The 25,399-nt window shown below is 68.8% G+C and carries 7 protein-coding genes; 5 read left to right on the top strand and 2 right to left on the bottom strand.

Annotated features, from left to right (window positions below; genetic code table 11):
* Window positions 1–186 precede the first annotated feature (186 nt).
* Window positions 187–1,161 (bottom strand): hypothetical protein, encoded by a 975-nt coding sequence (locus tag VT03_RS21285; RefSeq protein ID WP_075094856.1) that lies wholly within the window; start codon window positions 1,159–1,161, stop codon window positions 187–189.
* Between the two features lie 486 nt (window positions 1,162–1,647).
* On the opposite strand from VT03_RS21285, the gene VT03_RS21275 reads away from it, so the two are divergent.
* The 4 genes from VT03_RS21275 (at window position 1,648) to VT03_RS21260 (ending at window position 9,784) form a co-directional block, all read left to right on the top strand.
* On the top strand, window positions 1,648–3,666 hold the full coding sequence (locus VT03_RS21275; RefSeq protein ID WP_156514672.1) for a TolC family protein: 2,019 nt from the start codon (window positions 1,648–1,650) through the stop codon (window positions 3,664–3,666).
* Between the two features lie 639 nt (window positions 3,667–4,305).
* Window positions 4,306–6,213 (top strand): hypothetical protein, encoded by a 1,908-nt coding sequence (locus VT03_RS21270; RefSeq protein WP_075094853.1) that lies wholly within the window; start codon window positions 4,306–4,308, stop codon window positions 6,211–6,213.
* Window positions 6,214–6,218: 5 nt separating this feature from the next.
* The gene (locus VT03_RS21265) at window positions 6,219–7,379 is read left to right on the top strand and encodes an HlyD family secretion protein (RefSeq protein WP_075094852.1); all 1,161 of its coding nucleotides are present in this window, start codon (window positions 6,219–6,221) and stop codon (window positions 7,377–7,379) included.
* 239 nt (window positions 7,380–7,618) lie between these two features.
* Window positions 7,619–9,784: an HlyD family efflux transporter periplasmic adaptor subunit gene (locus VT03_RS21260; protein ID WP_075094851.1), complete on the top strand. Its 2,166-nt coding sequence runs from the start codon at window positions 7,619–7,621 to the stop codon at window positions 9,782–9,784.
* A 721-nt stretch (window positions 9,785–10,505) separates the two neighbouring features.
* Here the strand turns inward: VT03_RS21260 and VT03_RS21255 are convergent.
* Window positions 10,506–11,900, bottom strand: a complete 1,395-nt coding sequence (locus tag VT03_RS21255; protein WP_075094850.1) for a hypothetical protein — start codon at window positions 11,898–11,900, stop codon at window positions 10,506–10,508.
* A 388-nt stretch (window positions 11,901–12,288) separates the two neighbouring features.
* On the opposite strand from VT03_RS21255, the gene VT03_RS21250 reads away from it, so the two are divergent.
* Complete coding sequence (locus tag VT03_RS21250; protein ID WP_075094849.1) at window positions 12,289–25,341, top strand: beta strand repeat-containing protein; 13,053 nt, start codon at window positions 12,289–12,291, stop codon at window positions 25,339–25,341.
* Window positions 25,342–25,399 lie beyond the last annotated feature (58 nt).

The following is a 25,399-nucleotide window of genomic DNA, read 5'->3' as shown; positions in this document are numbered from 1 at the left end:
GGAACCACCGTTGCGGCTCGGCGGGAGCCTCGCCCTCCCGTGGACGCGACGAGAAGATGCGAGCGACCCTCTCTCCTCTCTGTGTTCATCTGTGTTTATCTGTGGCTGAAAACCAGACACGAGAACTGGCCACAGATGAACGCAGATAGACACAGATCAAGGCAGGGATGGCCTGTCGCGACGGGCTCAAGGGATCACGATGGCGGTGTCGCCGATCGCCATGCGGGAGAAGGCCGAGGGGGCGAGGGGTTGGGCGAGGGCGGTGCCGGGTTCGGAGGAGCGGACGATGATCTCGCAGACCGTCGAAACCCGGCCGAGGTTGAAGCGGTGATAGACGAGGAGCTTGGTCCCCGGCGCGAGCGTCATGTCCGGCGCGAGGTCGAGGACGAGCGTTCCCCCCATGAGATCGAACGAGGCAATCTTGCCCCCCTGATGGACCTGCGTCGCGGCGGCGGCTGCCGCCGTGGAAGCGGGGACGCGGGGGAGCGTGGCCGGGAGCGCGCCTGGCGGCGGCGTGGTGGACTGGGCGGTCGGCTGTGTGGTCGACGGTGTTGCCGACTGGGCGGTTGACCCCGAGGCCGCCGCGGAGGAGACGGGCTCGGCGGTGCGTTTCGGGAGCGGGGCGTTGAAGTCGAGGAATGGGACGTCGGCGTCCGGGTCGGCCGCTTCGGGAGCCTCGCTCTCGGGTGCGGCAGTCGTGTCGAAAGCGGGAAGCGCGCTATCGGAAACCGCCGCGGGAGTCGCTCCCGGGTCGCTGATCTCGCGCATGTTCGAGATCGGGCGGAAGACGCCGGGAGTCGCGCTCGTTTCGGGGATCGACTCGAAGGGGTCCATCCCCGGCACCGGCGGCGGAGGCATCGGGACCGTCGCGGCCGGCGAGGCTCCGGACTCTTCCGCTGCGGGTGAGGCCGCGGGGGTGGCCGAGGGGTTCGTCGAAGGAGTGGCCGGGGGCTCGACCGGAGGCGCGGTCGGCAGGGTGGACTGGTCACCCCTGAGCTTGTGAAGTGTTTTCGAGAACCACGACCCGGGCCGGAAGACCGGTCCCGCGGCGTTGGCCCGGGAGGCGTCGCTCCCCGTTCCCCCCAGCGACGTCAGTCCGATCAGAGCCGCCGTCGTCAGCAGCGTGCGGACATGATCCTTGCGTCCTCGTCGAGTCCTCATGACTCCGCCCTCCCTGGTCCGTGCCCCGCCCCCGTCCCTGTCCTGTCCCGTTCAGCAGCCCGTCAGCGCGGGCCGCCTGCGGGAGGCGGCCTCCTTATAGGGATCGGCCGCTCCCGGCAGGCGGGCGCGGCACACTCGATTCGGACGGACCTCTTCGCCGGGACTCTCCCGTTTGCCGGACCGGACAGGTCGGCGGCGGCGACCGGCAATTGCTGCAGATGATCGGCGGCGGGGTTGAGACCATTCCGTGGGGCGAACGGCGATTCACGGAGTCGGGGCCGGTCGGGACGAAGAATCTCTCTCGTTCGCCGAATCGGGAAGCCGATGATTTCGATGCGGTGTCTCTCTCGGCGATGGGAGCGGCGAACACCCACGGGGCGAACTTCACGGGACCAACGATCCCAGGGGCGAACTCCGCGCAGGGTGAACACCCACAGGGGCGGTGAAATTCTTTCGTAGGTGGCTTCCCACGGACGGAACGGGCTGATGACTACGACAGGATACGGACATACGAATCGTCGAAGCGGGGGACTGAGCGCCCGCTGGCGGAAATTCGCGGCCGGGGTCCTGGCTCTCGGAACGATCAGCGGCGCGCTGGCCGGTTGCCGGGGCCACCTCAAGCCGGGCGAGACGATCTTCAACAACACGGACGAAGCCGATGAGGTGATGCGGCACGTCGACGAGTACGACGAGCCGGTCCGGACCGAAGACCCGATCGGGCAGCCGATCGTCCTCTCCGGCCTCCCCAAGGGGGACCTCTATCGCGAGATCTCGGCCGCCGAAGTGATCCCGATCGCGATGGCGAACTCGCAGGTGCTGCGAGACCTCAACGCCACGCTGATCCGCACGCCGGCCCTGGTCTCCACCGAATACCAGCTCCGGCTGCAGGAGTCCGATCCGCGGTTCGGCATCGAGGCGGCCCTCTCGCAGTTCGACGCGCAGCTCAACGCCACGGCGTTCTTCCAGGGGAACGACCGGCAGTTCAACAACACCTTCTTCGGCGGGGGGACGAACAGCTTCGTCCAGAAGAAGGACGACTACATCGTCGAGCTCAGCAAGTTCACGGCGACCGGGGGGACGATGGCCCTCCGCAGCCTGACCGACTTCGACTCGAACAACGCGCCCGGCAACCTGTTCACCAGCGCCTGGCAGCAGCAGTACGAGGCCGAGATCCGCCAGCCCCTGCTCCAGGGGGGCGGCATGACGTTCAACCGCATTGCGGGCCCCGGGGCGACCCCGGGCGTCTACAACGGCGTGCTGATCGCCAAGGTCAACAACGACATCAACGGCGCGCAGTTCGAGGGTCGCGTCCGCGACTACCTCAGCGACGTCGTCAACGCGTACTGGGACCTCTACTTCTCCTACCGCGACCTGGCGACCCGCAAGCGGGCCCTGAAGCGGAGCGAGTGGGTCTGGCAGAAGTACAAGGCCCGCGCCGACGAAGGGGCGGAGCAGGGACTCAAGGAAGCGGTCGCCCGCGAGCAGTTCTACCAGTTCCAGGCGGAGCTGAAGAACGCGATCACCGGCCGCACAGGTCAGCGGACCCAGAACTTCAACGGGACCTCGGGCGGTTCGTTCCGCGGGCTCAACGGGGTGCTGGCTTCCGAGCGGCGGCTGCGGTTCCTGATCGGGCTGCCGATCAGCGACGGCCAGCTGCTGCGTCCGAGCGATCAGCCGGAAGTGGTGCCGATCGTCTTCGACTGGGAAGCGGTCTCGGCGGAGGGTCTGCGTCGGCGGCCGGAGCTGAAGCAGCAGCGGCTGGTCGTTCGCCGCCGCGAACTGGAACTGATCGCCTCGCGGAACTTCATGCAGCCGCGGCTCGACGCCGTCGCCCTGTATCGTCTCCGCGGTCTGGGCGACGACCTGGCCGGACGGAACTCGGCTTACAGCGAGCTTTCGCGGAACGAGTACTCGGTCGGGGTCGAGTACAGCATGCCGCTCGGTTTCCGGCAGGCCCATGCGGCCGTGCAGAACGCCGAGTTCCTGGTCTCCCGGGAAGTCGCCGTGCTGAAGGAGCAGGAGCGGCAGGTCATTCATGACATGAGCGCCATGATGGCGGAAGTGGACCGGGCCTACGAACTGTGCCAGGTCAACTTCAACCGGTTCGTCGCCGCGCAGCACATCGTGGAGGCGATGGAGGCGAACCTGGAGAACGGGATCGAGATCGAGGATTTCAACCTGTTCCTCGACGCTCAGCGGCGCGTGGCGGATGCGGAGACGCAGTACCACCTGTCGCGGGCGGAGTACGAGATCGCTCTCAAGAACATGCACTTCGAGAAGGGGTCGATCCTCGAGTATTGCGACCTGACGATTATGGATGGTCAGTCGGGGATGCGGGCGACGATTCCGGCGGTCCCGGGGGCGAACGGGGAAGTGGTCCCGCAGCCGGAGCCGGCGTTGCCGCCGGGAGCGACCGGTGGGGACGAGGCGCCGGCCGAAGGTGGTGAGCCGGTGGTGAAGCTGGAGTCGGGAATCGAGACGGTGTCGGGGACGCGGACGCGGTAGAGCCGGGTGCAGGGTGGAACCCTGCCCGGGTCCAGGGCGGGCAGCCTTGGCCGCCGGAGGTTTAAGCGCTCGGACATCGTGGGACACGGTGGGTCCGCGAGCGCGGCTCGGCGTCGCATGCCCCCCTCAACCAACCTCTCTCTGTTTCGCGAAGCCGAAGGTTTTGAAACACTGAGGCACAGAGGAAGTGAGCCACAGATGAACACAGATCCACACAGATAAAGGCAGGGAGGCGCGGTCCTGAGTGACCGTCCGACCCTCCTCTTCTCTGTGCTCTCTGTGCCTCTGTGTTTCAAAAATCCGAACGCTGTTCGACCAAGGAACACACCAGCCCTGAACGGGTGCCACATCGCCGCGGTGTGACGCCCCTTCAGGGCTGACCGTTTTGGGGGATGCCCAAACCCAGGGCGTTGCCCTGGGCTGGGGTGTGCCACCCCGTTGGGGTGAAGAGCGCCGGCGGGACGATGGAGAGCGGCACGGCGGCGACGGGAGGCGGTGCGGTGGAGAGCCGCGTTGCCGTGACGAGTCGCCCGTTACGAATCCGTACGGGGCGGGGACCGCAGCGGCGTCAGCGTTGATGCGGACTGGCTCCGGGACCACAATAGATCCGAACACGCTCACAGGGCATCGCAGCGACTTATGACATCTGCCGGCAAGACACTGGAGGCGGCCGACGAGATCGACGCTCTCCTGCTCCGGCTGGAACAGGTCGCCGCCGCCCGGCCGTCGCTGGCCGAGTTCCACCGCCAGGCGGCGGAGCATCTCCTCGCCGGGCTGGGGATCGATCTGTATCGCGCCGTCCGCTGGGACGGGGAGACCGCTTCCCTCCTCTACGCCCAGGGGGAGACCGCCGAGCCGCCGGAAGCGACCCGCGTCGCCCGGGCGACAGAAGGAGTCCAGATCCGCCGCGAGGCCGGGGGCCTGGGAACGACCTTCGCCGTCGCGACGAGCCGGTCGGATCTGGGGGCGGAGGTGCTGGAGGTCCGCTATCCGGGACGGCTGGAGGGGGTCCTCGAGCGGCGGATGGGACAGGTGTTCGAGGCGGTCGGCGAGATTGTCGCCGAGTTCGGGAAGCAGGACCGGGCGCGGTCCGTCGGCGGGCTGGCGATCCGCTGGCCGCAGGTCGACCTGGCCCTGCAGGGACTGTTCGCAGCGGGGCGCGGGGCCGAGGGAGCGGGGGCGATCTGCACCGCGCTCCAGACGGTTCTGGGAGCGGACCGGGTGTCGCTCCTCGTCCGCCGCGGGGGCGGGTACCGCGTCGTCAATTCGTCGGTCCCGGCCGTCACCGAGCGGCGGACCCGGGGGGTGAAACTCCTCGAAGCGCTGTGCGAGCAGGCGGCGCGGCGGGGGCAGTCGTTTCAGTTCGAACATGGGGCGGCGACGATCGAGCTTCGTCCCGGGGCGCGGCGGGCCCTGCAGGACTACGTGGCCGAATCGCTCGTCCGCCGGATCCGGATTCAGCTTGTCCCGTCGAAGCCGGGGGGGCGGGACTGCCCTGCTCTGCTGGTCACGGAGACGTTCCGGACCGAGACGCCCGATGACGTCGCGGGGCTCGAGACGCTCATTGCTCCGCACGCCGAGCAGGCGGTCCGGCTGTGGTGGGACCGGAGCGGCCGGAGCCTGTGGGACCGGATGGCCCGCAGCGGACTGTGGGGCCGCGGGGCGAAGGTCCTGGCGGTCGTGGCGGGGCTGGCGGCGGTGATCGGGCTGGCGGTGACACAGAAGACGACGTTTTATGTCGAGGCGGATGGCCGGCTGCTGCCGCGGGAACGGGCTTCGGTCTATGCCCCGGCGGACGGCTTTGTCGCGGAGCTGTTCGTGAAGCACGGACAGTCGCTGGAGAAAGAGACGCCGCTGCTCCGCGTCCAGGACCCGGAGCTCGACCGGACTCGCGAGAAACTCCTCTCGGACGTGGCCGCCTGGGAAGCGCGGGTCTCGGGGATCAAGACCCTTCGCACGCAGGGGCAGTTCGGCGGGACGGGCGGGAACCAGACCCGGGCCGAACTGGCGGAGCTGTCGGTCGAGGAGGAACAGCTCCTCGTTCAGATCAAGGGGGCGCGGCGGCAGCTGCAGGTGATCGACGACGAACGGGGGACGCTGACGGTCCGGGCCGATCAGGCGGGGGTCGTTGACGGGTGGAACATCGAACAGACCCTCCCGCTCCGGCCGGTCCGCCGCGGACAGCACCTGATGGATGTCCTGGACGTTGCGGGGCCGTGGAACCTGGAGCTGGAGATTCCGGATGAATCGGCCGGGTACATCCGGGCCGCCGGAAAGGACGGAAGTTCGCCGGGCGTCCGGTTTCTGCTTCGCAGCCAGCCGCTGCAGGAATACTCTGGGCGGCTGGTGCGGTGGAACGACGCCACCGAACTGGGGGCCGGCGGGGAGTTGATCCTCCGCGGCTTTGCCGAGTATGACCAGAAGGCCCTGGCCGAGCCGCAGGCCGGGGCGACCGTGACCGCCAAGATCGACTGCGGCGAGCGCTCGTACGCGTTCGTCTGGACGCGAAGACTGCTCGAATACCTGTACCGGACGTTTGTCCTGTGACCGCCATGCCTTTGACTACGACGACCTTCACCGGCCCCGCCATCGCTCCCCGTCCGTGGGCCGCGACGTGGCGGCGGCTTCGCTCCGTCGGACTTTCGGCCGCCGTGACCGCCGTCGCGTGCTCGGCCTGGGGCGTCGCGCTCGCCGACGAGAAGCTGGAGATCGACCGCGTCATCCTGAAGGTGATGGAAGAGGTCCGGATTCCGTTCCAGGACGAAGGGGTCGTGCAGGAGCTGACCGTCCGCGAAGGGGCGATGATCCAGCGCGGACAGCGGCTGGGGAAAGTGGACGATGTCGACGCGAAGCTGGCCGTCGCCCGGGCGGAGTCCGACCTGCGGCTGGCCCAGCACGTGGCCGCCAACAAGCTCCCGGTCTCGCTGGCGGAGAAGGCGGTCGATCAGGCGAGCCAGGCGGTCACCGAGGGGCAGGCGCTCTACGACGTGGCGGCCCAGACCGCCCGCGACGACACGCCGATCCGCGCCGCCGTCAAAGCCCACGGCGTGGCGGCCAACGAGCTCCAGCGGCACCTGGCCGCCAAGGAACGCTCCGACCAGTCGGTCTCCGAGTCCAAGATCGAAGCCCTGCAGCTCATGGCGGACAAGGCCCTCCTGGAAGCGGAGCACGCCCGCCAGGAGAACGACATCAACGGCCTGCGGGCCAAGGCCCAGGGGGAAGCGGTCAAGCGGCTCGACCTGGCGATCGACAAGGCGAAGCTCGACGTGCAGAACGCCGCCTCCGGGATGGAGGAGTCGCAGCTGGAGGCGGACCTCAAGCGCCGCGACCTCGAGATCGCCCAGCACCGCCTGAACCGCCGGCAGCTGGTCTCGCCGGTCGACGGGATCGTCGTCGAAGTCATGCACCGCGTGGGCGAGTGGGTTCAGCCGGGGGAGGCGATCCTGCGGGTCCTGCAGATCAACCGCCTGCGGGCGGAGGGCTTTGTCCTGGCCGATCGCCCGATCCCCGGTCTGCTGGGAGCGAGCGCCCTCGTCAAGATCCCCCAGAGCACGGGGGCCCAGATCGAGCGGCGGGGGAAGGTGGTCTTCGTGAACCCGGAAGTCGACCCGGTCAACAACCAGCGGCGGATCTGGATTGAGTTCGACAACGCCGACCTCGTCCTGCTCCCGGGGATGCTGGGGACCGCGACGGTGGAGCTGCCGGGGAATTGAGGGGGTGGGTTAAACACCAAGACACAAAGGAGGCACCAAGGACACCAAGGATTTCTGAGGCCCTTGTCCTCTTGGTGTTCTTGGTGAAGTCTTGGTGCCTTGGTGTTTAAGAGAGAGGCCGGGCGAGACATCTGGACACAATGGCCTTACCAAGCCACAAAGCCCCTACCTCGCTCTTCCCCCTTTGTGCCCTTGGTGCCTCCTTGGTGCCTCCTTGGTGCCTTGGTGTTTAACTCCCCATGACCTCTCCGGCTCTCGCCCTCCGCTCGGATCTTGTCTGCCGGGAGATCCGGTTTGACCGGCGGCGGATGTGGGTCATCAAGGACCCGTTCCGCGAGAAGTTCTTTCACCTCTCCGCCGATGAGCTGCTGATCCTGCAGAACCTCGACGGGCGGCGGAGCGTCGAGGAGGCGTACGAGACATTTCAGCACCAGCGGCCCGACCGGTTCCTGGGGGCGGATGACTTCATCAGCTTTGTGGCCCACTTTGTCCGCGAAGGGCTGATTGCCGGCGGGACGACGCCCCCTCCCAAGAAGAAGTCGTGGATCGAGCGGCTTCCCAATCCGCTGGCGATCCAGCTCCCCGGCTGGGACCCGACGGAGTTCCTGCGGACGACGTATCCGCTGGTGGCGTGGATCGGGACGCGGCCGGCGTTTGTCGCCGGGGCGTTGCTAGCAGGGGGGGCGGCGCTGTGTGTTCTCAGCTCGCTGGACCGGCTGCTGCTGGATCTTTCGCAGGCCCGCAACTGGGTGACGGCGGACTTCCTGCTGACGTTCATCGTCCTGCTCAGCGTCTCCAAGGGGATTCACGAGCTGGCCCACGCTTACAGCTGCGTGCGGTTTGGCGGGGCGTGCCGGAAGTCCGGCGTGATGCTGCTGCTCCTGATGCCGACGCTCTACTGCGACGTTTCCGACTCGTGGCTGATGCCCTCCCGCCGGCACCGGATTCTTGTCTCCGCGGCGGGGATGCTGGCGGAGCTGGTCCTGGCGTCGCTGGCGGCGTTTGTCTGGTGGGGGACGGCGCCGGGGTTGCCGCACTTTCTGGCGCTCTCGCTGATGACCGTCTGCTCACTGAATACCGTGCTCGTCAACGGGAATCCGCTCCTCAAGTACGACGGGTACTACATCCTGTCCGATGCCATCGGCCGGCCGAACCTGGCGACCGACGCCGCGGAGGGGGTGCGGAAGGGGTTCCTGCGGATTGTGTTTGGGGCCCAGACCGGCGGGCGGCCGGAGCTGGACGCGCGGCCGGAATGGCCGGCGGTCGTTTACGGGCTGGCGAGCGGCGGGTACCGGATCGCCATGGCGGTGCTGATTGCTTATGGTCTTGTGCGGGCGGGGCACCGGCAGCCATGGGAGCCGGTGGCGACCCTGCTGGCCGCCGTCATCCTGGGAGGGCTTGTGATCCGCACCGCTGCGCCGCTGGCCCGTGAGATTGTCCGCCAGGGTCGGGAACGGCTTGTGGGGTGGGGGCGGCTTTCGATCGGCCTGGTTGTGCTGGGGGTGGTGGTGGCGGGGCTGGCGCTCGTGCCGATGCCGAACCCGGTGAAGGCGCCGGCGCTCGTGGAGCTGGCGGCTTCGCAGGATGTGTTCCTGACTGTGGGCGGGATTTTGAGCGAGTGTGAGCCGGCGGGGACCGTGGTGAACGAAGGGTCGCTGATTGCGCGGTTGCGGAATCCGGAGCTGGAGATCCGGCTGCTGGACCTCGAGAGTCAGCGGGCGGGGTATGAGCAGCGGATGAAGGCGATTGAGGCGAGGCGGGTCGATAACCCGGCGCTGGCGGATGAGATCCCGACGTTGCGGAAGACGATTGAAGGGCTCGATGCGCGGATCAAGCTGGCGCATGACGAGCTGTCGCGGCTGGCGATCCGGAGTCCCCTGGCGGGGCGGGTGTGGCCGCCGCGGAATGTGGCGGCGAAGGCGGTCGATCCGCGGGAGCTGAGGGACTGGCAGGGGACGCCGCTGGATCCGGCGAACCGGTCGGCGTATCTGCCGGAGGGGACGCAGCTGTGCACGATCGGGCCGGAGGGGGACTTTGTGGTGCGGGCGTATGTCTCGCAGCGGGATGTGGAGCACGTGCGGATCGGGCAGGCGGCGTGGGTGGGACTTTCGGGGCAGGTGCTGGAGTTGCCGCGGGGGACGGTGGAGCGGATTTCGGCGACGCCGTCCGCGACGTTGCCGCGGGAGGTGGCTTTGCTGAACGAGTTGCCGGTGGAGGCGAGTTCGTCTTCGAAAGAGGGGCCGCGGCCGTCGGAGCCGGTGTATGAGGTGACGATCCGGATGGAGTCGCCGGGGGGGGTGGCGTTGCGGTCGGCGGCGCTGGTGCGGATTGAGCCGCCTTGGACGCCGCTTTGGCGGTGGGTGCTGCGGCAGGTTCGGCAGGCATTGCGGTTTCCGACGACGTGAAGCGGTTGCGGAGAGGGGTTCGCCACAGATGAACACGGATGGACACGGATAGGAGAGAGGCGGGGGGGCGCTCCTTGCCCCGCTCGAATGCCGTTCTTGCCGGCACAGCTCTGATAGCTCGAACCCGACGTGCGACGGCAGCTGGGGTCAAGGGGGCCTCGCCCCCTTGCCGCCGGAGGCACTTCCCTGAGAAACCGTGGGACATAACGGGTGTCCGCTTTGGGGAAGAACGACTCTTTCGTCCCTGACGGGACTTCTGGCCCGGAGCCGCGCTGCGGACCCACCATTGAAATGGTGGGCTATTATCGGCCGTCCCTGGCGGGACTTCCTGGGGCCCGTTGTGGTTCGGCTGTCGGTTGGCGATTCACGCGGGTTGGTGCGGGGGCATACGGCACGGTGTCCGCGCTTGGATACTCACTCCTTCAGACATCTCTCGACGGCCAGGCCTCCGGCGGGCAAAGGGGCGTTGCCCCTCTGCACTCCCCACCAGGGGTGACCCCCTGGACCCCGGTCAGATCCAATTGATCCTGAGTTGCGCCGCTCTACCTTCAGCCTTCCGCCTGAACCCCTTCCGCCTTCCTCACAGGCCCCTCTGCACTTCCCCACACCCCCAAAAAAAAGAAAACCCAGGGCCGCCACACCGGCAACCCTGGGTCATCTCTGATCCGTGTCCATCTGTGTTGATCTGTGGCTGAATCTCTTCTGCCACCGACACCCACCCTCACTTCGCCGACGTCGTGTTCAACCTGAACTTCTCACACGTCCGGCAATCCCCCGGCGTCACGACGTGCTCATACGGACACCGGTGAAACATCGCCGCCGGCCAGATGAACGTCTGACCGATGAACCGACCGCTCGAAACCCACGGCTGGAACACCCCGTATCCCAGTCCGCACCGCTCCAGGTTCGCGTCCTCAAAGTAGAGAGGCGTGTGATAGAACGGATACGTGTACCGCTGATGCCGCGGCTCAGGCCACGTCCAGTTCGACACGAAGATCCCGGGAGCCGCATACTTCGCCGCCAGGCTGTCCGGCCGCTCGTTCGACGTCGCCGGATCCTGCGTCGGATCGTCCACGCTGATGTCCGCCACCGGAGCCCGCAGCATCGCCGCGATCTCCGATTCCGTCCGCGCCCGCGCCGGTTCCTTGCGGCTCGGCATCGGACCATCCCCCTCCTCGATCGGGGCCGACTTCCCGCCCGGAGGTGCCACCGGCGGCGGAGGCGCCTGAGCGATCCGCAACCCGATCGACGTATTTCCCGACTGGAACCCGTTCACCGGATCCAGCCCCAGATCCTTGCCCGACCGGGGGGCGGTCACGATCGCCAGTTCGCCGCTTCCGATCCCGTCGACATGCGAACGGGGCCGCGTCCGGGGCCCGTCGACCGTCTCGGCGACCAGCGGCTTCTCGCCCACCGCCTCCTCGGCCGCCCGCCGCAACTCCATCACCAGCTCCCGCTTTCCGGGGGCCGGAGCCGGAGCGGATTCGACCGCCGCCGGCACTGCGGCCGGTTCCGTTCGGGCAATCTGAATCGAGTTTTCCGTGCGGACCGGTGCGGCAACGGCAACAGGAGCGGCAATCGCGGCCGGCTTGTGCGCCAATCCTTCGCCTCGCGCCAGATCGAGGCTCGGGAGCCGGGACAGCCCCCGTCCGCTGGCCAGACCCGTCCGGATATGGGCCGGATGGAGCGAGGGAATCACCACATCGAGCCGCGGCGACGCCAGAGCGAGAGGCAACTGCCCCCAGCCCGGCTTGCGGGAGGGGTCGACCGCGTGCGTGGCGGAAAGAATCAGATGCGGCTCGCCCGGCGAAAGGACCGGCACTCCCTGCGAGATCACCGGCACGGCCTGCAGTTCGACAGGCCCCAGCTCGGCCGGCGACAGGAGCGGCGGCGCGGTCGGCAGAGGCGCGACCGGGGCCGGGAGCACCGTGCCGGGGATCTGGCGGAGACGGACCACACCTTCGTATTCCGAAGCGGCGGCGGTCGCGGAGACGGGGGTCAGCCCCTGTCCGGCGACAAAACGAACATAGCCCTCGGCGTCGTCCCCTCGGGCCGAACCTCCGAAGAGTCCGGAACCCAGGAGCGCGAGCGCCAGCGCCTTGCGGGAGTCTTTCACAGCTCTCGTCCTTGGTGTACGCATAGACATCACGCGATGCGCGCCCTTTGCCCAGGTGGAGGCTTTCGTCCGAGATCATGCCTCAATCGGAGTTATCGAGCCCGCGGGGAGCCCGACTCCGGAAGTTCCTGAATGCCCGGAACAACCGGCTCCGTCGTCAAACTTCACCGTGACCCCTTGACCGATCCTGCTGTTACTTTCGGACAGTGCCGATAACGGGAATGCCGAATACGGATTCAACGACCTTGACGGTGGTAACTGGTGGATATTGAGGTGCAAGCTGGGTAAACTTGGCTCGTCTTGCCGGGGACGCTGCGGGCGAAGTCAAGTTCAGGAAATGCTCATTTTCGCATCACAGCGAAGATGACAGACAGGCGGAGTGGAGCAGATGGGCTTCTGGGCAAGAGTACAGCGCTATTTCCGCTCGTGGAACCGCCGCAGCCGTCCCCAGCCGATCCGTCAACGGGTCGCAACCCGGCTCCGTCCGCAGGGACTTGAGCCGCGGATCGTGCTCGATGCGACCTTTGCCGTCGTCGCGGGGGACTCCCTCACGCTGACCGACCTGGGGGCAGCCAACCAGGACATCGCGATCTCGGCCGACGCGACCAACTTCTATTTCACGCTCAGCGGCGCGGAAACGTGGGTGGGGACCGACGGCGGCGGCGTGGTGGGCAACGGGACGAACACGCTGACCGTCGATAAGGCCACATTTGCCGGCCTCGCGAACGGACTGAGCCTGAACAACGGCGCCAACGCGACCAACGACGTCTCGTTCACCGGCGCGACGACGATCGACTTCGGAAGCAGCATCTCGATCGTCACCGGCGGAAACGTGACGGGCGCGGGGGCGAACGTCACCGTCGCCGGGGCCGCCTCGTTCTCCGGATCGACCATCACGCTGGCCACCGGCGGCGAGACGCTCACGGCGACCGGAGCCGCCACCTTCACCGCCACCGCCGGAGGGATCGGCGTCGGCGGCGCGGGGACCACGGACTTCGCCAGCCTGACGTTCAACGCGACGGGGGCGGTGACGATCCAGGAGGACTCGGCCACCAGCCTCGCCGGCGTCAACACGGCGTCTTCCCTCAGCCTCACCTCCGCCGGCGCGATCACGGACGCCTCGACGAGCCTGGCGGTCACGAACAACGCCTCCTTCAACGGCACGTCGGTCACCGTCGGCGGCGCCGGGATCACCACCAACTTCGGCAGCCTGACGTTCAACTCCGCCGGGGCGGTCTCGATCCAGGAGGACTCCGCCACCGCGCTCGCCGGCGCCAACACGGCCAGCAGCCTCTCGCTGACGTCCACCGCCGGGATCACGGACGGCTCGACGAGCCTCACCGTCACGAACAACGCCTCGTTCGCCGGCTCGTCGATCGCCATCGGCGGCGGCGGGACCACCACCAACCTCGGCAGCTTCACGTTCAACTCCGGGGGGGGGGTCGTGCTCGCGGAGGATTCGGCCACCGTCCTCGCCGGCGACAACACGGCGCAGAACCTGGCGATCTCCTCCTCCGGAGGAATCTCGGACAGTTCGACGAGCCTCGCCGTCACGACTAACGCCGCCTTCGCCAGCTCGTCGATCACCATCGGCGGCGCGGGGACCACCACGAATTTCGGCAGCGTGACCTTCAGCTCCGCCGGCGCGGTCTCGATCCAGGAGGACTCGGACACCAGCCTGCTCGGCGCCAACGTCGCCAACAGCCTCTCGCTCACCTCGACCGGCGCCATCACCGACGGCTCCGCGAGCCTCGCCGTCACGAACAATGCCTCCTTCGGCGGCACGTCGATCGCCATCGGGGGCGCCAGCACGACGAACTTCGGCAGCGTGACCGTCAACTCCGGCGGGACGGTCTCGATCCAGGAAGACAGTGCCACGGCGATCGCGGGCTCGGCCGGATCGCTGACGGTCAGCTCCACCGGGGCGATCACGCAGACCGCCGCCCTCGCCGTCACGGGGACCAGCAGCTTCACCGCCACCACCGGCGGGACCTCCATCACGCTCACCGACCCCGCGAACGACTTCGGCGGGGCGGTCTCGCTCTTTGCGACCGGGGCGGGCAACGTCGCCATCACGGACGTCAACGCGCTCGTGCTCGGAGCCTCGACGCTCGGCACCGGGACGTTCACGGTCGACGCCGTCGGGATCTCCCAGACCGGCGCCATCGCCCAGGCCCCCGCGGCCGGAGCGGTCACGTTCAACGCCGGCGCGGGGGCGATCAGCCTGATCGACGCCGGGAACAACTTCACCGGCGCGGTCTCGCTGAACAACAGCGGCGCCAACAACGTCGCCATCACGGACGTCAACGCACTCCTCCTCGGGGCGTCGACCGTCGGGACCGGGACGCTGACGGTCAACGCCGTCGGGATCACGCAATCGGGGGCCATCATCCAGGGAGCGGCGGCCGGAGCGGCGACCTTCAACGCCGGCGCCGGGGTCATCACCCTGACGAACACCTCGAACGACTTCACGGGGTCGGTCTCGCTGAACAACAGTGGCGCCAACAACGTCTCCATCAGGGACGCCAACGCGATCATCCTGGGAGCCTCGGCGGTCGGGACCGGAACCCTCACCATCACGGCGGTCGGGATCACGCAGACCGGCGGGATCACTCAGGCCGGGGCCGGCGCGGTGACGCTGGCCGGGGCCGGCGGGATCATCGACCTGTCGGATCCGGGCAACGACTTCGTCGGGACCGTGGCGGCCACCGGCACCGCGGTCAGCCTGCGGGACGACGCCGGCGGGATGGTCCTGGGGAACATCGCCGCCTCGGCCGGGCTCACGGTCGGAAGCGACGACGCGATCACGCAGGCGGTCGGTACGACGATCAGCGGCGGCGGGCTGACCAAGCAGGGTCCGGGGACCCTGACCCTGGCCCGCGCCAACACCTACACCGGGACGACGACCGTTTCCGACGGGGTGCTCCTCGTCACCAACGGCGCGGGCTCGGGGACCGGGACCAGCAGCGTCCTGGTCAACAACGGCGGGACCCTGGGCGGAAACGGAAGCATCAGCGGGTCGGTCACGATCGCCAGCGGCGGCACCCTGGCGCCGGGCCTGGCACCGGGGACCACGGCGGTCCTGGAAGTCGGCAACCTGACGTTCCAGACCGGGTCGTTCTACGTCGCGGACGTCAACACCAACACGGCGGGGAGCGGGTACGACCAGCTCGACGTCACCGGGACGGTGACGATCCAGGCGGGGGTCACGCTGACGACGAACGGGACGATCACCCCCAGTCCCGCCCAGCGGATCAACCTGATCGTCAACGACGGCAACGATGCCATCAGCGGGACCTTCTCCGGCGTCCCGGATGAGGGGACCCGCACGATCAACGGCATCCCGTTCATCGCCAACTATCAAGCCGGTGGCGGGGGTTCGAACGACTTCCGCCTGACGCAGTCCGGAGCGGTCATCTTCACCTCCGACGGTGCCGGAGCGGGGAACCTGGAGCTGCGGCGGATCGGAAACACCATCCAGTTCCTGGACGACGGGGTCATCGTCGACTCCGTTTCCTACGCCTCGGTCCTGAATCAGACGGTCACGGTCATCGGCACCAACGGCCAGAGCGAGACGCTGCTGGTCAACTACGCCGCGACCGGCGGCTTCTTCGACGTCGACATCAACTGGAACGGCGGCGAGACCGCGGGGGACAACGACAAGCTCGACATCAACGGCGGCACCTTCACGACGGTGACGCACACGTTCCTGACGACCACCCCGGCGAACGCGGGGAACATCGTCTACAACACCGCCTCCGCCTCCGCCACGATCAACTACACCGGCCTCGAGCCGGTCGACATGGCGGGGAGCACGATCACGACCCTGATCTTCAACCTCCCGGACGCCGCCGACACGGTCTTCCTGGAGGACGACGGGACCGCCGCGAACGGGATCTCGCAGATCCGCAGCGGCACCAGCGCCTTCGAGACGACCACGTTCGACAACTCGGTCGGGACCCTCATCGTCAACATGGGGCTGACCGCGACCGTCGACCTGACGGTGGACATCCCCGATTACACCCGGTCCCTCACGATCAACGGACTGGGCGGGACCGATACGGTCGTCTTCTCCGGGACGACGAACCTCAGCGCCGCCGGGTCGGACCTCTCGGTCACGGTGGGGGGGACGATCACCGGCGCCGGAACGGTCGCGGCCAATGACGCGATGACGCTCGTCGCCAGCTCGATCGACCTCACCGGCGCGGTCTCCGGGGCGACGCTCGACGCCCGGTCGCTCAACGACGCCGGCGGACTGGTCCGGCTCAGCAACGCCGCCAACGACTTCAACACCGTCAGCCTGCGGGCCCGGAACGCGGCCGACACGTTGAACGCCGCCGGAGCGATCACTTACGCCGACGCGGACGGCTTCGACGTCGCGACCGCCCTGACGACGAGCACCGTCACGCTGGTCGGCGGCGGACCGATCACCGACTCCGGCCAGCTCACCGGCACGACGCTGTTCGCGAAGACGCTCAACAACGGCGGCGCCGCGATCACCCTCGACAACGCGACGAACGAGTTCACGACGGTCAACCTGCAGGCCCGCGACGCGGCCGACGCGGCGAACGCCGCCGGCGCGATCACGTACCGCGACGCGACCGGATTCGACGTCCAGACCGCCCTGACGACGAGCAGCGTCACGCTGACCGGCGGCGACGCGATCACCGATTCGGGCCAGCTCACCGGCACGTCGCTGATCGTGAAGACGCTCAACAACGCCGGCGCCGCGATCGCCCTCGACAACCAGACCAACGACTTCGCGACCGTCAACCTCCAGGCCCGCAACGCCGCCGACGCGGCCAATGCCGCCGGGGCGATCACCTACTTCGACGCGACCGGATTCGACGTCGCGGCCGCCCTGACGACGAGCACCGTCACGCTGTCCGGCACCGGCACGATCACCGATTCCGGCCAGCTCACCGGCACGCTGCTGACGGCGAGGACGTTCAACAACGCCGGCGCGGACATCGTCCTCGACAACGCCACGAACGACTTCGCGTCGATCCGGCTGGAGTCGTTCAACGCTCTCGGCAACAGCTTCGCGGCGGGCAACCTGACCTACCGCGACGCGACCGGTTTCGACATCGTCCGGACCATCACGACGACGGGGAACGTCACGCTGACCGCCGGCGGGGCGATCACCGGGTCCACCTCCCTGATGAACGGGAACACGCTGACGGTCAAGACCCTCAATGACGCCGGCGCGGCGATCACGCTCGATTCGGCGACGATCAACTTCAACACCGTCAACCTGCAGGCCCGCAACGCCGCCGATGTGGCGAACGCCGCGGGAGCGATCACCTACGTCGACCAGACCGGCTTCGACGTCGCGACGATCCGGACCGCCAGCACCGTGACCCTCTCGGGGACCGATGCGATCACCGATTCTGGCCAGCTCGTCGGGACCACGCTTTCGGTCAAGACCCTCAACGACGCCGGCGCGGCGATCACGCTCGACTTCGCGACGAACGACTTCGACACCATCAACCTGCAGGCCCGCAACGCCGCCGATACGGCGAACGCGTCCGGCGTCATCAACTACACCGATTCCGACTCGGTCGCCGTCGACATCGTCTCGACGACCGCCACCGTCTGCCTCGAGATCACCGGAGCGATCACGGACGCCAACGCCGGCGCCCTGAACGTGACCGCGTCGGCCCTCGAGCTGCGGACCGGCGGCGGGGTCGGGACCGCCGCCGACCGCCTGGAGATCTCCGTCGGCACCGTCGCCGCGCGGGCCACGACCTCCGGCGGGATCTTCCTGGAGCAGGTCGCCGCCGCCGGGAGCCTGACGGTCGGGACCGTCGGCGCCGTCTCGGGGCTCAATGCCAGCGGAGCCAACGGAGACATCTCGGTCCTCGTGAACGCGGGGAACCTGGTCATCAGCGACGCCATCGCCTCCGGCAACGGGACGATCCGCCTGCGGGCCAGCGGCGACATCACCCAGACCGCCGCCATCACGGGGGCGACCCTGGCGGCCGTCTCCGACACCGGGGACATCGACCTCTCACTGGCGACGAACAACGTCACGGACTTCGCCGCCGCGGCGACCGGCGGCGGGCAGTTCGTCAGCTTCCGCGACACCAACAGCGTGAACCTCTCGACGGTCACGGCCGGAAACGTCTTCGTCGCGGATGTCAGCGGCGTCAACGTCGGCACGAGCGCCGGCAGCACGGTCCGGCTGCGGGCCACGACGAACATCACGCAGGACGCCACCGCCCCGGTGATCGCCGACCTCCTCGGCGCCGAGGCCGGGAACCTGGTCGAGCTGTGCCTCGCCCCCAACGACGTCAATACCTTCGCCGCCACCGCCGGCTCGGCGGTCCGGTTCATGGACGCCAACACGTTCACGCTCGGCACCGTGACCGCCGGGAGCGTCCTGAGCGCCGATCTCAACGGCGTCACCGCCCCGAACGAGATCGACCTCCGGGCGGGCGGAAACCTCCAGCTCAACCAGGCCCTCACGAGCACGACGGTCCGCCTGCAGTCCGACACCGGCTCGGTGACGCAGGACGCCGGGGCGATCATCACGGGGACGTCGCTGCTGGCGCGGGCCGGCACGGATGTCGACCTGCGGCTGGCCAACGACGTCGACGTTTTTAGCGCGGAGACGACGGACGGCTTTGTCTACTTCAACGACACGGACGGCCTGACGATCTCCTTCGTGAATGGCTCCAGCTGCATTGGCGGCGCCAGCGGCGTGACGGCAGGCGGCACGGGGAACAACGTTGAGATCCTGGCCGGCGGGAACATCAGCCTCCTGCAGGACATCGCGGCGGCGGATGACACGGTCCGGCTCCAGACGACGGCGGGTTCGATCGTCCAGACGGGGGGCGGGGTCTCGGCCGCCAACTTCAGCGCCCGCGCGACGGCGGAGATCGACCTGCGGTCCGCCTCGAACAGCGTCGACGTCGTGGCGGCGGTCACCGGCGCGAACGCGGCCGACTTCCTCTACTACCGCGACTCCGGGAGCGTGACCGTCGGGACCGTCACGGGCGGCGTCCTGGTGACGCAGCAGGTCGTGGGGTTCGAGGCCGGCCAGGACATCGAGATCCGCACCAGCGGCGAGCTCGGCCTGGAGGCGGCCGTGACGGCCATCGGGGACGACGTCCGGCTCCAGGCGGATGACGGATCGATCACCCAGACCTCCGCCGGAACCATCTTCGCCACCAACCTCAGCGCCCAAGCCAACGGGGTGTTCCAGTCGGTCGAGCTGTGCACCGCGGCCAACGACGTCGGGACGTTCGCCGGCAGCGCCGCGGTTGCCGTCCGGTTCATGGACGCCAACACCTTCGCCCTCGGAACCGTGGGAGCGGGAGTCCTGGTCGCGAGCAGCGTGACCGGCGTCACGGCTCCCACCGAGATCGACCTCCGGGCGGGCGTGGGGAACCTCAACATCAGCGAGGCGCTCTCCAGCGGCACGATCCGGCTCCAGGCGGACAACGGTTCGCTGACGCAGTCGGGGACCGGGACGATCACCGCCACGAACCTCCTCCTGCTGGCCTCGAACAACATCAACTTCCAGCTCGCGAACGACGCCGGGACGCTCGCAGCGGAAGCGACGGCGGGCTTCGTCTACTTCCGCGACACGTCGGGCCTCACGGTCGGGACGGTCGCGGGATCGGTCTGCATCGCCGGGGACGCCGGTGTTGTGGCGGGCGGCGATATCGAGATCCTGACGGTCGGGACCCTCGGCCTCCAGGCCGAAGTCACGGCCGCGGGGGACACGGTCCGGCTCCAGTCCACGACCGGCTCGATCACCCAGACCGTGGCGGGGGTCATCACCGCCGCCAGCCTCAGCGCCCAGGCCAACGCCGCCGGCCAGTCGGTCGAGCTGTGCACTGCGAACAATGACGTCGACACCTTCGCGGCGAGCGCGGCGGTCGCGGTCCGGTTCATGGACGTCGACAACTTCGCCCTCGGGACGGTCCCCGGCGGCGTGCTGATCGTGAACAACGTGACGGGGATCACCGCCGCGAGCGAGATCGACCTCCGCGCCGGCTCCGGGGACCTGGCGATCACCGAGGCCCTCTCGAGCGGCACGATCCGGCTCCAGGCGGACAACGGCTCCGTGACCCAGTCGGGAACGGGGACGATCACCGCCGGCTCGCTCCTGGCGCGGGCCTCCGGGAACGTCGACCTCCGGCTCGCGAACGATGTCAACATCTTCGCCGCGGAGACGACCAGCTCCGGCTTCGTCTACTTCCGCGATACGGATGACCTCGTCGTCGGCTCGGTGGCCGCCTCGATCTGCATCACGACGGGCGCCACCGGCGTCGTCGCCAGCGGAGCGGGAGACATCGAGATCCTCACCGGCGGAACCCTCGACCTCCAGGCGGTCGTGACCGCCGACGGGGACGACGTCCGGCTCCAGGCGACCGCGGGCTCGATCACCCAGACCGTGGCGGGGGTCATCACGGCCGCCAACCTCAGCGCCCGGGCCAACGGAGCGGGCGGGTCGGTCGAGCTGTGCGTCGCCCCCAACGACGTCGACACGTTCGCCGCCAGCGCGGCCGTCGCGGTCCGGTTCATGGACGCCGACACCTTCACCCTCGGGACCGTCCTCGGCGGGGTGCTGGTGACCGGGGACGTCACCGGCGTGACCGCTCCCAGCGAGATCGACCTGCGGGCCGGCTCGGGGGACCTCGCGATCACCCAGGGGCTCACCAGCGGAACGGTCCGGCTCCAGGCGGACAACGGCGCGATCACGCAGTCGGGGACCGGCACGATCGTGGCGACGTCGCTCGTGGCCCGGGCCTCGGGCAACATCGACCTCCAGCTCGGGAACGACGTCAACACCTTCGCGGCGGCGACCACCACCTCGGCCGGCTCGATCTACTTCAACGACGTCGACGACCTCGTCATCGGGACGGTGGCGGGCTCGATCTGCGTCACCGGCGCGACCGGGGTCGTGGCGGGGGATGCGACCGCGGAAGCGGGAGCGGCCGGCGACATCGAGATCCGCACCGCCGCGATCCTGAGCATCCAGGCCGTCGTGACCGCCCAGCTGGATGACATCCGCCTCGTGTCGACCGGCAGCGTGATCACGCAGACGGCGACCGGAGTCATCACCGGGGGCCGGCTCAGCGCCCAGGCCTTCAACAACGTCACCCTGTGCATTGCCGTCAACAACGTCGACGAGTTTGCCGCGACCTCGACGGTGGGGAGCGTCTACTTCCGCGACTTCGACGGCGTCACGGTCGGCAGCCTCGCCGGAGGGGTCCTGGTCACCAACCTGGTGACCGGCATTACGGCGGGGGTCGACGTCGAGATCATGGCCGGGGAAGAGATCATCGTCGATCAGGCGATCACCGCCATCGGCGACGATGTCCGGCTGGAAGTGACCGGCGGCTCGATCAGCCAGTCGGCGACCGGCATCATCACGACCGCCAACCTCAGCGCCCAGGCCTCGGCGGACGTCAACCTGGGGACCGCGGCCAACGACGTCAACGTCTTTGCGGCCACCGCCACGACCGGGGACGTCTTCTTCCGGGACTCCGACGACCTGATCGTCGGCTCCGTGGCCGGCGGCTTCTGTGTCGTCGGGGCGGTCAACGGAATCACGGCCGGGACCGATATCGAAGTCCTGACGGTCAATGACCTGAGCCTCCAGCAGGCGGTCACCGCCGCCGGGGACGACGTCCGGCTCCAGTCGACCGCCGGCTCCGTGACCCAGACCGCCGCCGGCGTCATCACGGCCGCCAACCTCAGCGCCCAGGCCGCGATCGACGTCAACCTGTGCGTCGCCGCCGCCAACGACGTCGACGTCTTCGCCGCGACCGCGACGAGCGGATTCGTCCTCTTCCGGGACGCCGATGACCTGATCGTCGGCTCGGTGACCGGCGGGACGCTCGTCAGCACCGCGGTGAACGGGATCACGGGCGGCACCGACGTCGAAGTCATGTCGGTGGGCGCCCTCAGCCTTCAGCAGGCGGTCACCGCTCTCGGGGACGATGTCCGGCTCCAGTCGACCACCGGCGCGGTGACCCAGAGCGGCGTCGGCGCCATCGCCGCGGGAAGCCTCAGCGCCCAGGCGGCGACGAACGTCGACCTGCGGCTCGCGAACGACGTCGATACCTTCGCCGCCGTCACGGGGAACGGCTTCGTCTACTTCCGCGACGCGGACGACCTCATCGTCGGCAACGTGACCGCCGGGACGTGCGTCACGACGGCGGTCAACGGGATCACGGCCAACGGCGCGAACGACGTCGAACTCCTCACGGCCGGCAACCTCAGCCTCCAGCAGGTCGTGAACGCCCTCGGGGACGACGTCCGGCTGCAGTCGACCGCCGGCTCGATCAGCCAGACCGCCACCGGCGCCATCACGGCGGCCAACCTGAGCGCCCAGGCGAACGGGGCCGGCCAGTCGGTGGAGCTCTGCCTCGCGAACAACGACGTCGACGTCTTTGCCGCCTCCGCCGGCTCGGCGGTCCGGTTCATGGACGCCGACACCTTCACGCTCGGCAACGTGGCGGGCGGGGTCCTGGTGACCGGCGCCGTCAATGGCGTCACCGCCCCGGCCGAGATCGATCTGCGGTCGGTCGGCTCGCTGTCGATCAACCTGGCCCTGTCGAGCGGCACGGTCCGGCTGCAGTCCGACACCGGCTCGGTGACGCAGACGGCGGCGATCGGCGCCGGTTCGCTCCTGGCCCGGGCCGCCGGCTCGGTCGACCTCTCGACGCTCGTCAACGACGTCGCGATCTTCTCCGCCGAGGCGACGACCGGGAACGTCTACTTCCAAGACGCCAATGACGTCACGGTCGGGGCGGTCGCGGGCTCGATCTGCATCGGCGGCGGGACCGGGATCGTGGCCGGGCTCGACGTCGAGATTCTCGCCGGCCTCAACATCGGCGTGAACGAGGCGATCACCGCTCTCGGGGACGACGTCCGGCTGCAGGCGGTCGGCGGCTCGATCGTCCAGTCGGCCACCGGGATCATCACCAGCTCCACCCTGAGCGCCTTCGCGGCCGGGTCGGTCGACCTGGCCCTGGCGAACAACGACGTCGACTTCTTCACCGCCGCTGCGACCGCCGGCAACGTCTACTTCCTGGACGCCGACGACCTGCGGATCGTGGCGATCCCCGGCGGAGCGCTCGTGACGACCGCCGGCAGCGGCGTGACGGCGGCCCTCGACATCGAGCTCCTGGCCGGCGGCAACCTGAGCCTCGAGACCGCGATCACCGCCGCCAGCGACATCCGCCTCGTCTCCACGGCGGGGGCGATCACCCAGACCGCCGGCGGCATCCTGACGACGGCCAACCTCTCGGCTGCGGCCGGGACCCTGATCAGCCTGGGAAGCGCCAACAACGACGTCGACGTCTTCGCCGCCACGACCGGCACCGGCGACGTCGCCTACTTCGATGTCGACAGCGTCGCGATCGGGACGGTCGCGGCCGGAGCCCGCGTTCCGAACGCGATCGACGGGATCACGGCCGCCGGCGGAACCGCCAACGTCACACTGACCGCCGGGGCGGTCACGGACGGCAACGGGACCAACGTCAACGTGACGGCGAACGTCCTCTCGGTCACGACCGTGACGGGCCTCGGCACGAGCGCCGACTTCTTCGACACGAGCGTGACGAGCCTCTTCGCCAACATCATCGGGACGGGGGGCGTCTTCGTCTTCGAGACCGACGCCATCATCCTCGAGAACGTCGTGACCGCGAACGGCTCGATCGCCGTCGTGACGAACGACCTCGACCGCGTGACGCTCGACGTCATCGCCGGGACCAACACCCCGGCCACCAACCTGGGGGCCGGAGGGGCCGCCAGCTCGACGATCACGGTCCGGACCGTCACCGCCGGGGACGCCACCCCGCTCGACGCCAACGCCAGCACGGCCCTGCTGGTCGCCAAGGGGAGCGGCGGGGACATCGTCTTCCAGGGGACCGCGGTCAGCCCGCTGGGCGTCGGCGGAACCCTGATGGTCTTCAACACCGCGGCCGCCTCGGCGACGCTCGTGGCGGGGGGGAACTTCGTCTTCACCTCCGGCCAGTCGACGATCATGACCGTCAACCCGGTCACCTCCCTGGCCTACGCGATCGCGAAGAACTTCGACCGGGCGGGTTACTACACCACCGCCGGCGGCCAGGTCCCGATCGGCAACAACGGCGACGTCTCGATCACGCTCGACACGGTCGGCGTGGCGGGCGAGCTGGGTCTCAACGTCCATGTCGACTGGGGCGACCTCGACGGGACGAACTTCCTCGGCTTCCTGGACACGAGCCCCCGCTACACCGGGGTCTCGTTCGGCGGAACGGGGTGGACCGCGGACGCCAACGCGACCTACCTGACCGGCGGCAACCCGACGATCCTCTCCCACACCTACTCGCAGGCGGACCAGTTCGCCCTGAGCGTGCCGGGAACCCTCCCGGGGGGCTCCCCGAACCTGTTCTTCGTCGACTTCGCCGTCTCGCACGACCCGTCGATCGTCGTCCTGGCGTCGAGCGTCAACGGCCAGGCCCTGTCGCCGATCAACACCGCGACCGGCGAGACGCTGGGGCTGGCGAGCTCCACCGACATCCCGGCCCAGTTCCGGAACCTGGAGCAGTACTCCCCCGGAAGCGTCAACGCCGCGGATGTCCGCCAGGGAACCGGCCTCAACGGAGCGGACGCCCTCGACAACGGGCGGGTCGAGATCCTCCTCAGCAGCGTGGTGACCTTCATCACCCTCCCGGTCCAGACCGAGAGCGAGGTCGTCCTCGAGCGGGCCTTCCCGCTGCAGGTCTCCGAGTTCGTGTCGGTCTCGCTCCCGACGACGCCGGTGGAGCCGATCCGCCAGACGCCGCAGCGGTCCGCCTCCCGCGAGCTGACGTTCGAGCTCGTGATCATTGCGGACGACCCGAACGCCGAGCCGGAAGTCGTCACGCTCCCCAAGGACATCCTGGACGGCAACAACCTGGAGCTGCTGCTCAAGAACCTGCCGGACGGCAGCTACGAGCTGCGGTACCGGATGGGCGAGACCGGCAACCCCCGCTCGGTCTTCCGCTTCGACGTGATCGACAAGGCGGTCCGCTCGCCGGACGTCGACCTCGAGAACCTCCCGACGGAGCTGCAGCTCAAGGAAATCCGCTCGACGATCGAGAAGTCGGGGGACGACACCGCCCTCGAGGAGGAAGGGGCGGGCGCCCTGGACGACGTCTCCTTCGACGCTTCGATTCCAAACGGCAACGAATCCGACCAGTCGGGCGGCACGGCGCAGTCCGCCGCCGGAGCGGATTCCCGGCGGTCTCCTGCGGTGGCGGACCCGGATCGGGCTTCTCTCGCGACCGAAATCGAGCATACCCTGAGTGATGGTCCGGCTGTGGCGACGGACGCCGCTCCCCGGGCCGCCCTCGCGGGCGTTCCGCTCCTCCTCGCCGCCTGGAAGGGTGGCCGGAAAGCGGCCGAAAACCCGTTCAGCCGGTCGGCCCGCCGCCGCCGCCGGGCCAACTCCTGATGTCCAACTCTGTCTTTGTCACCCCTGTGTCCCGTTAGCCCTGGTCCTTCACTGGCCC

It is taken from the genome of Planctomyces sp. SH-PL14, assembly GCF_001610835.1.
Classification (GTDB): Bacteria; Planctomycetota; Planctomycetia; order Planctomycetales; family Planctomycetaceae; genus Planctomyces_A.
This window is presented reverse-complemented; position numbering and strand designations above follow the sequence as displayed.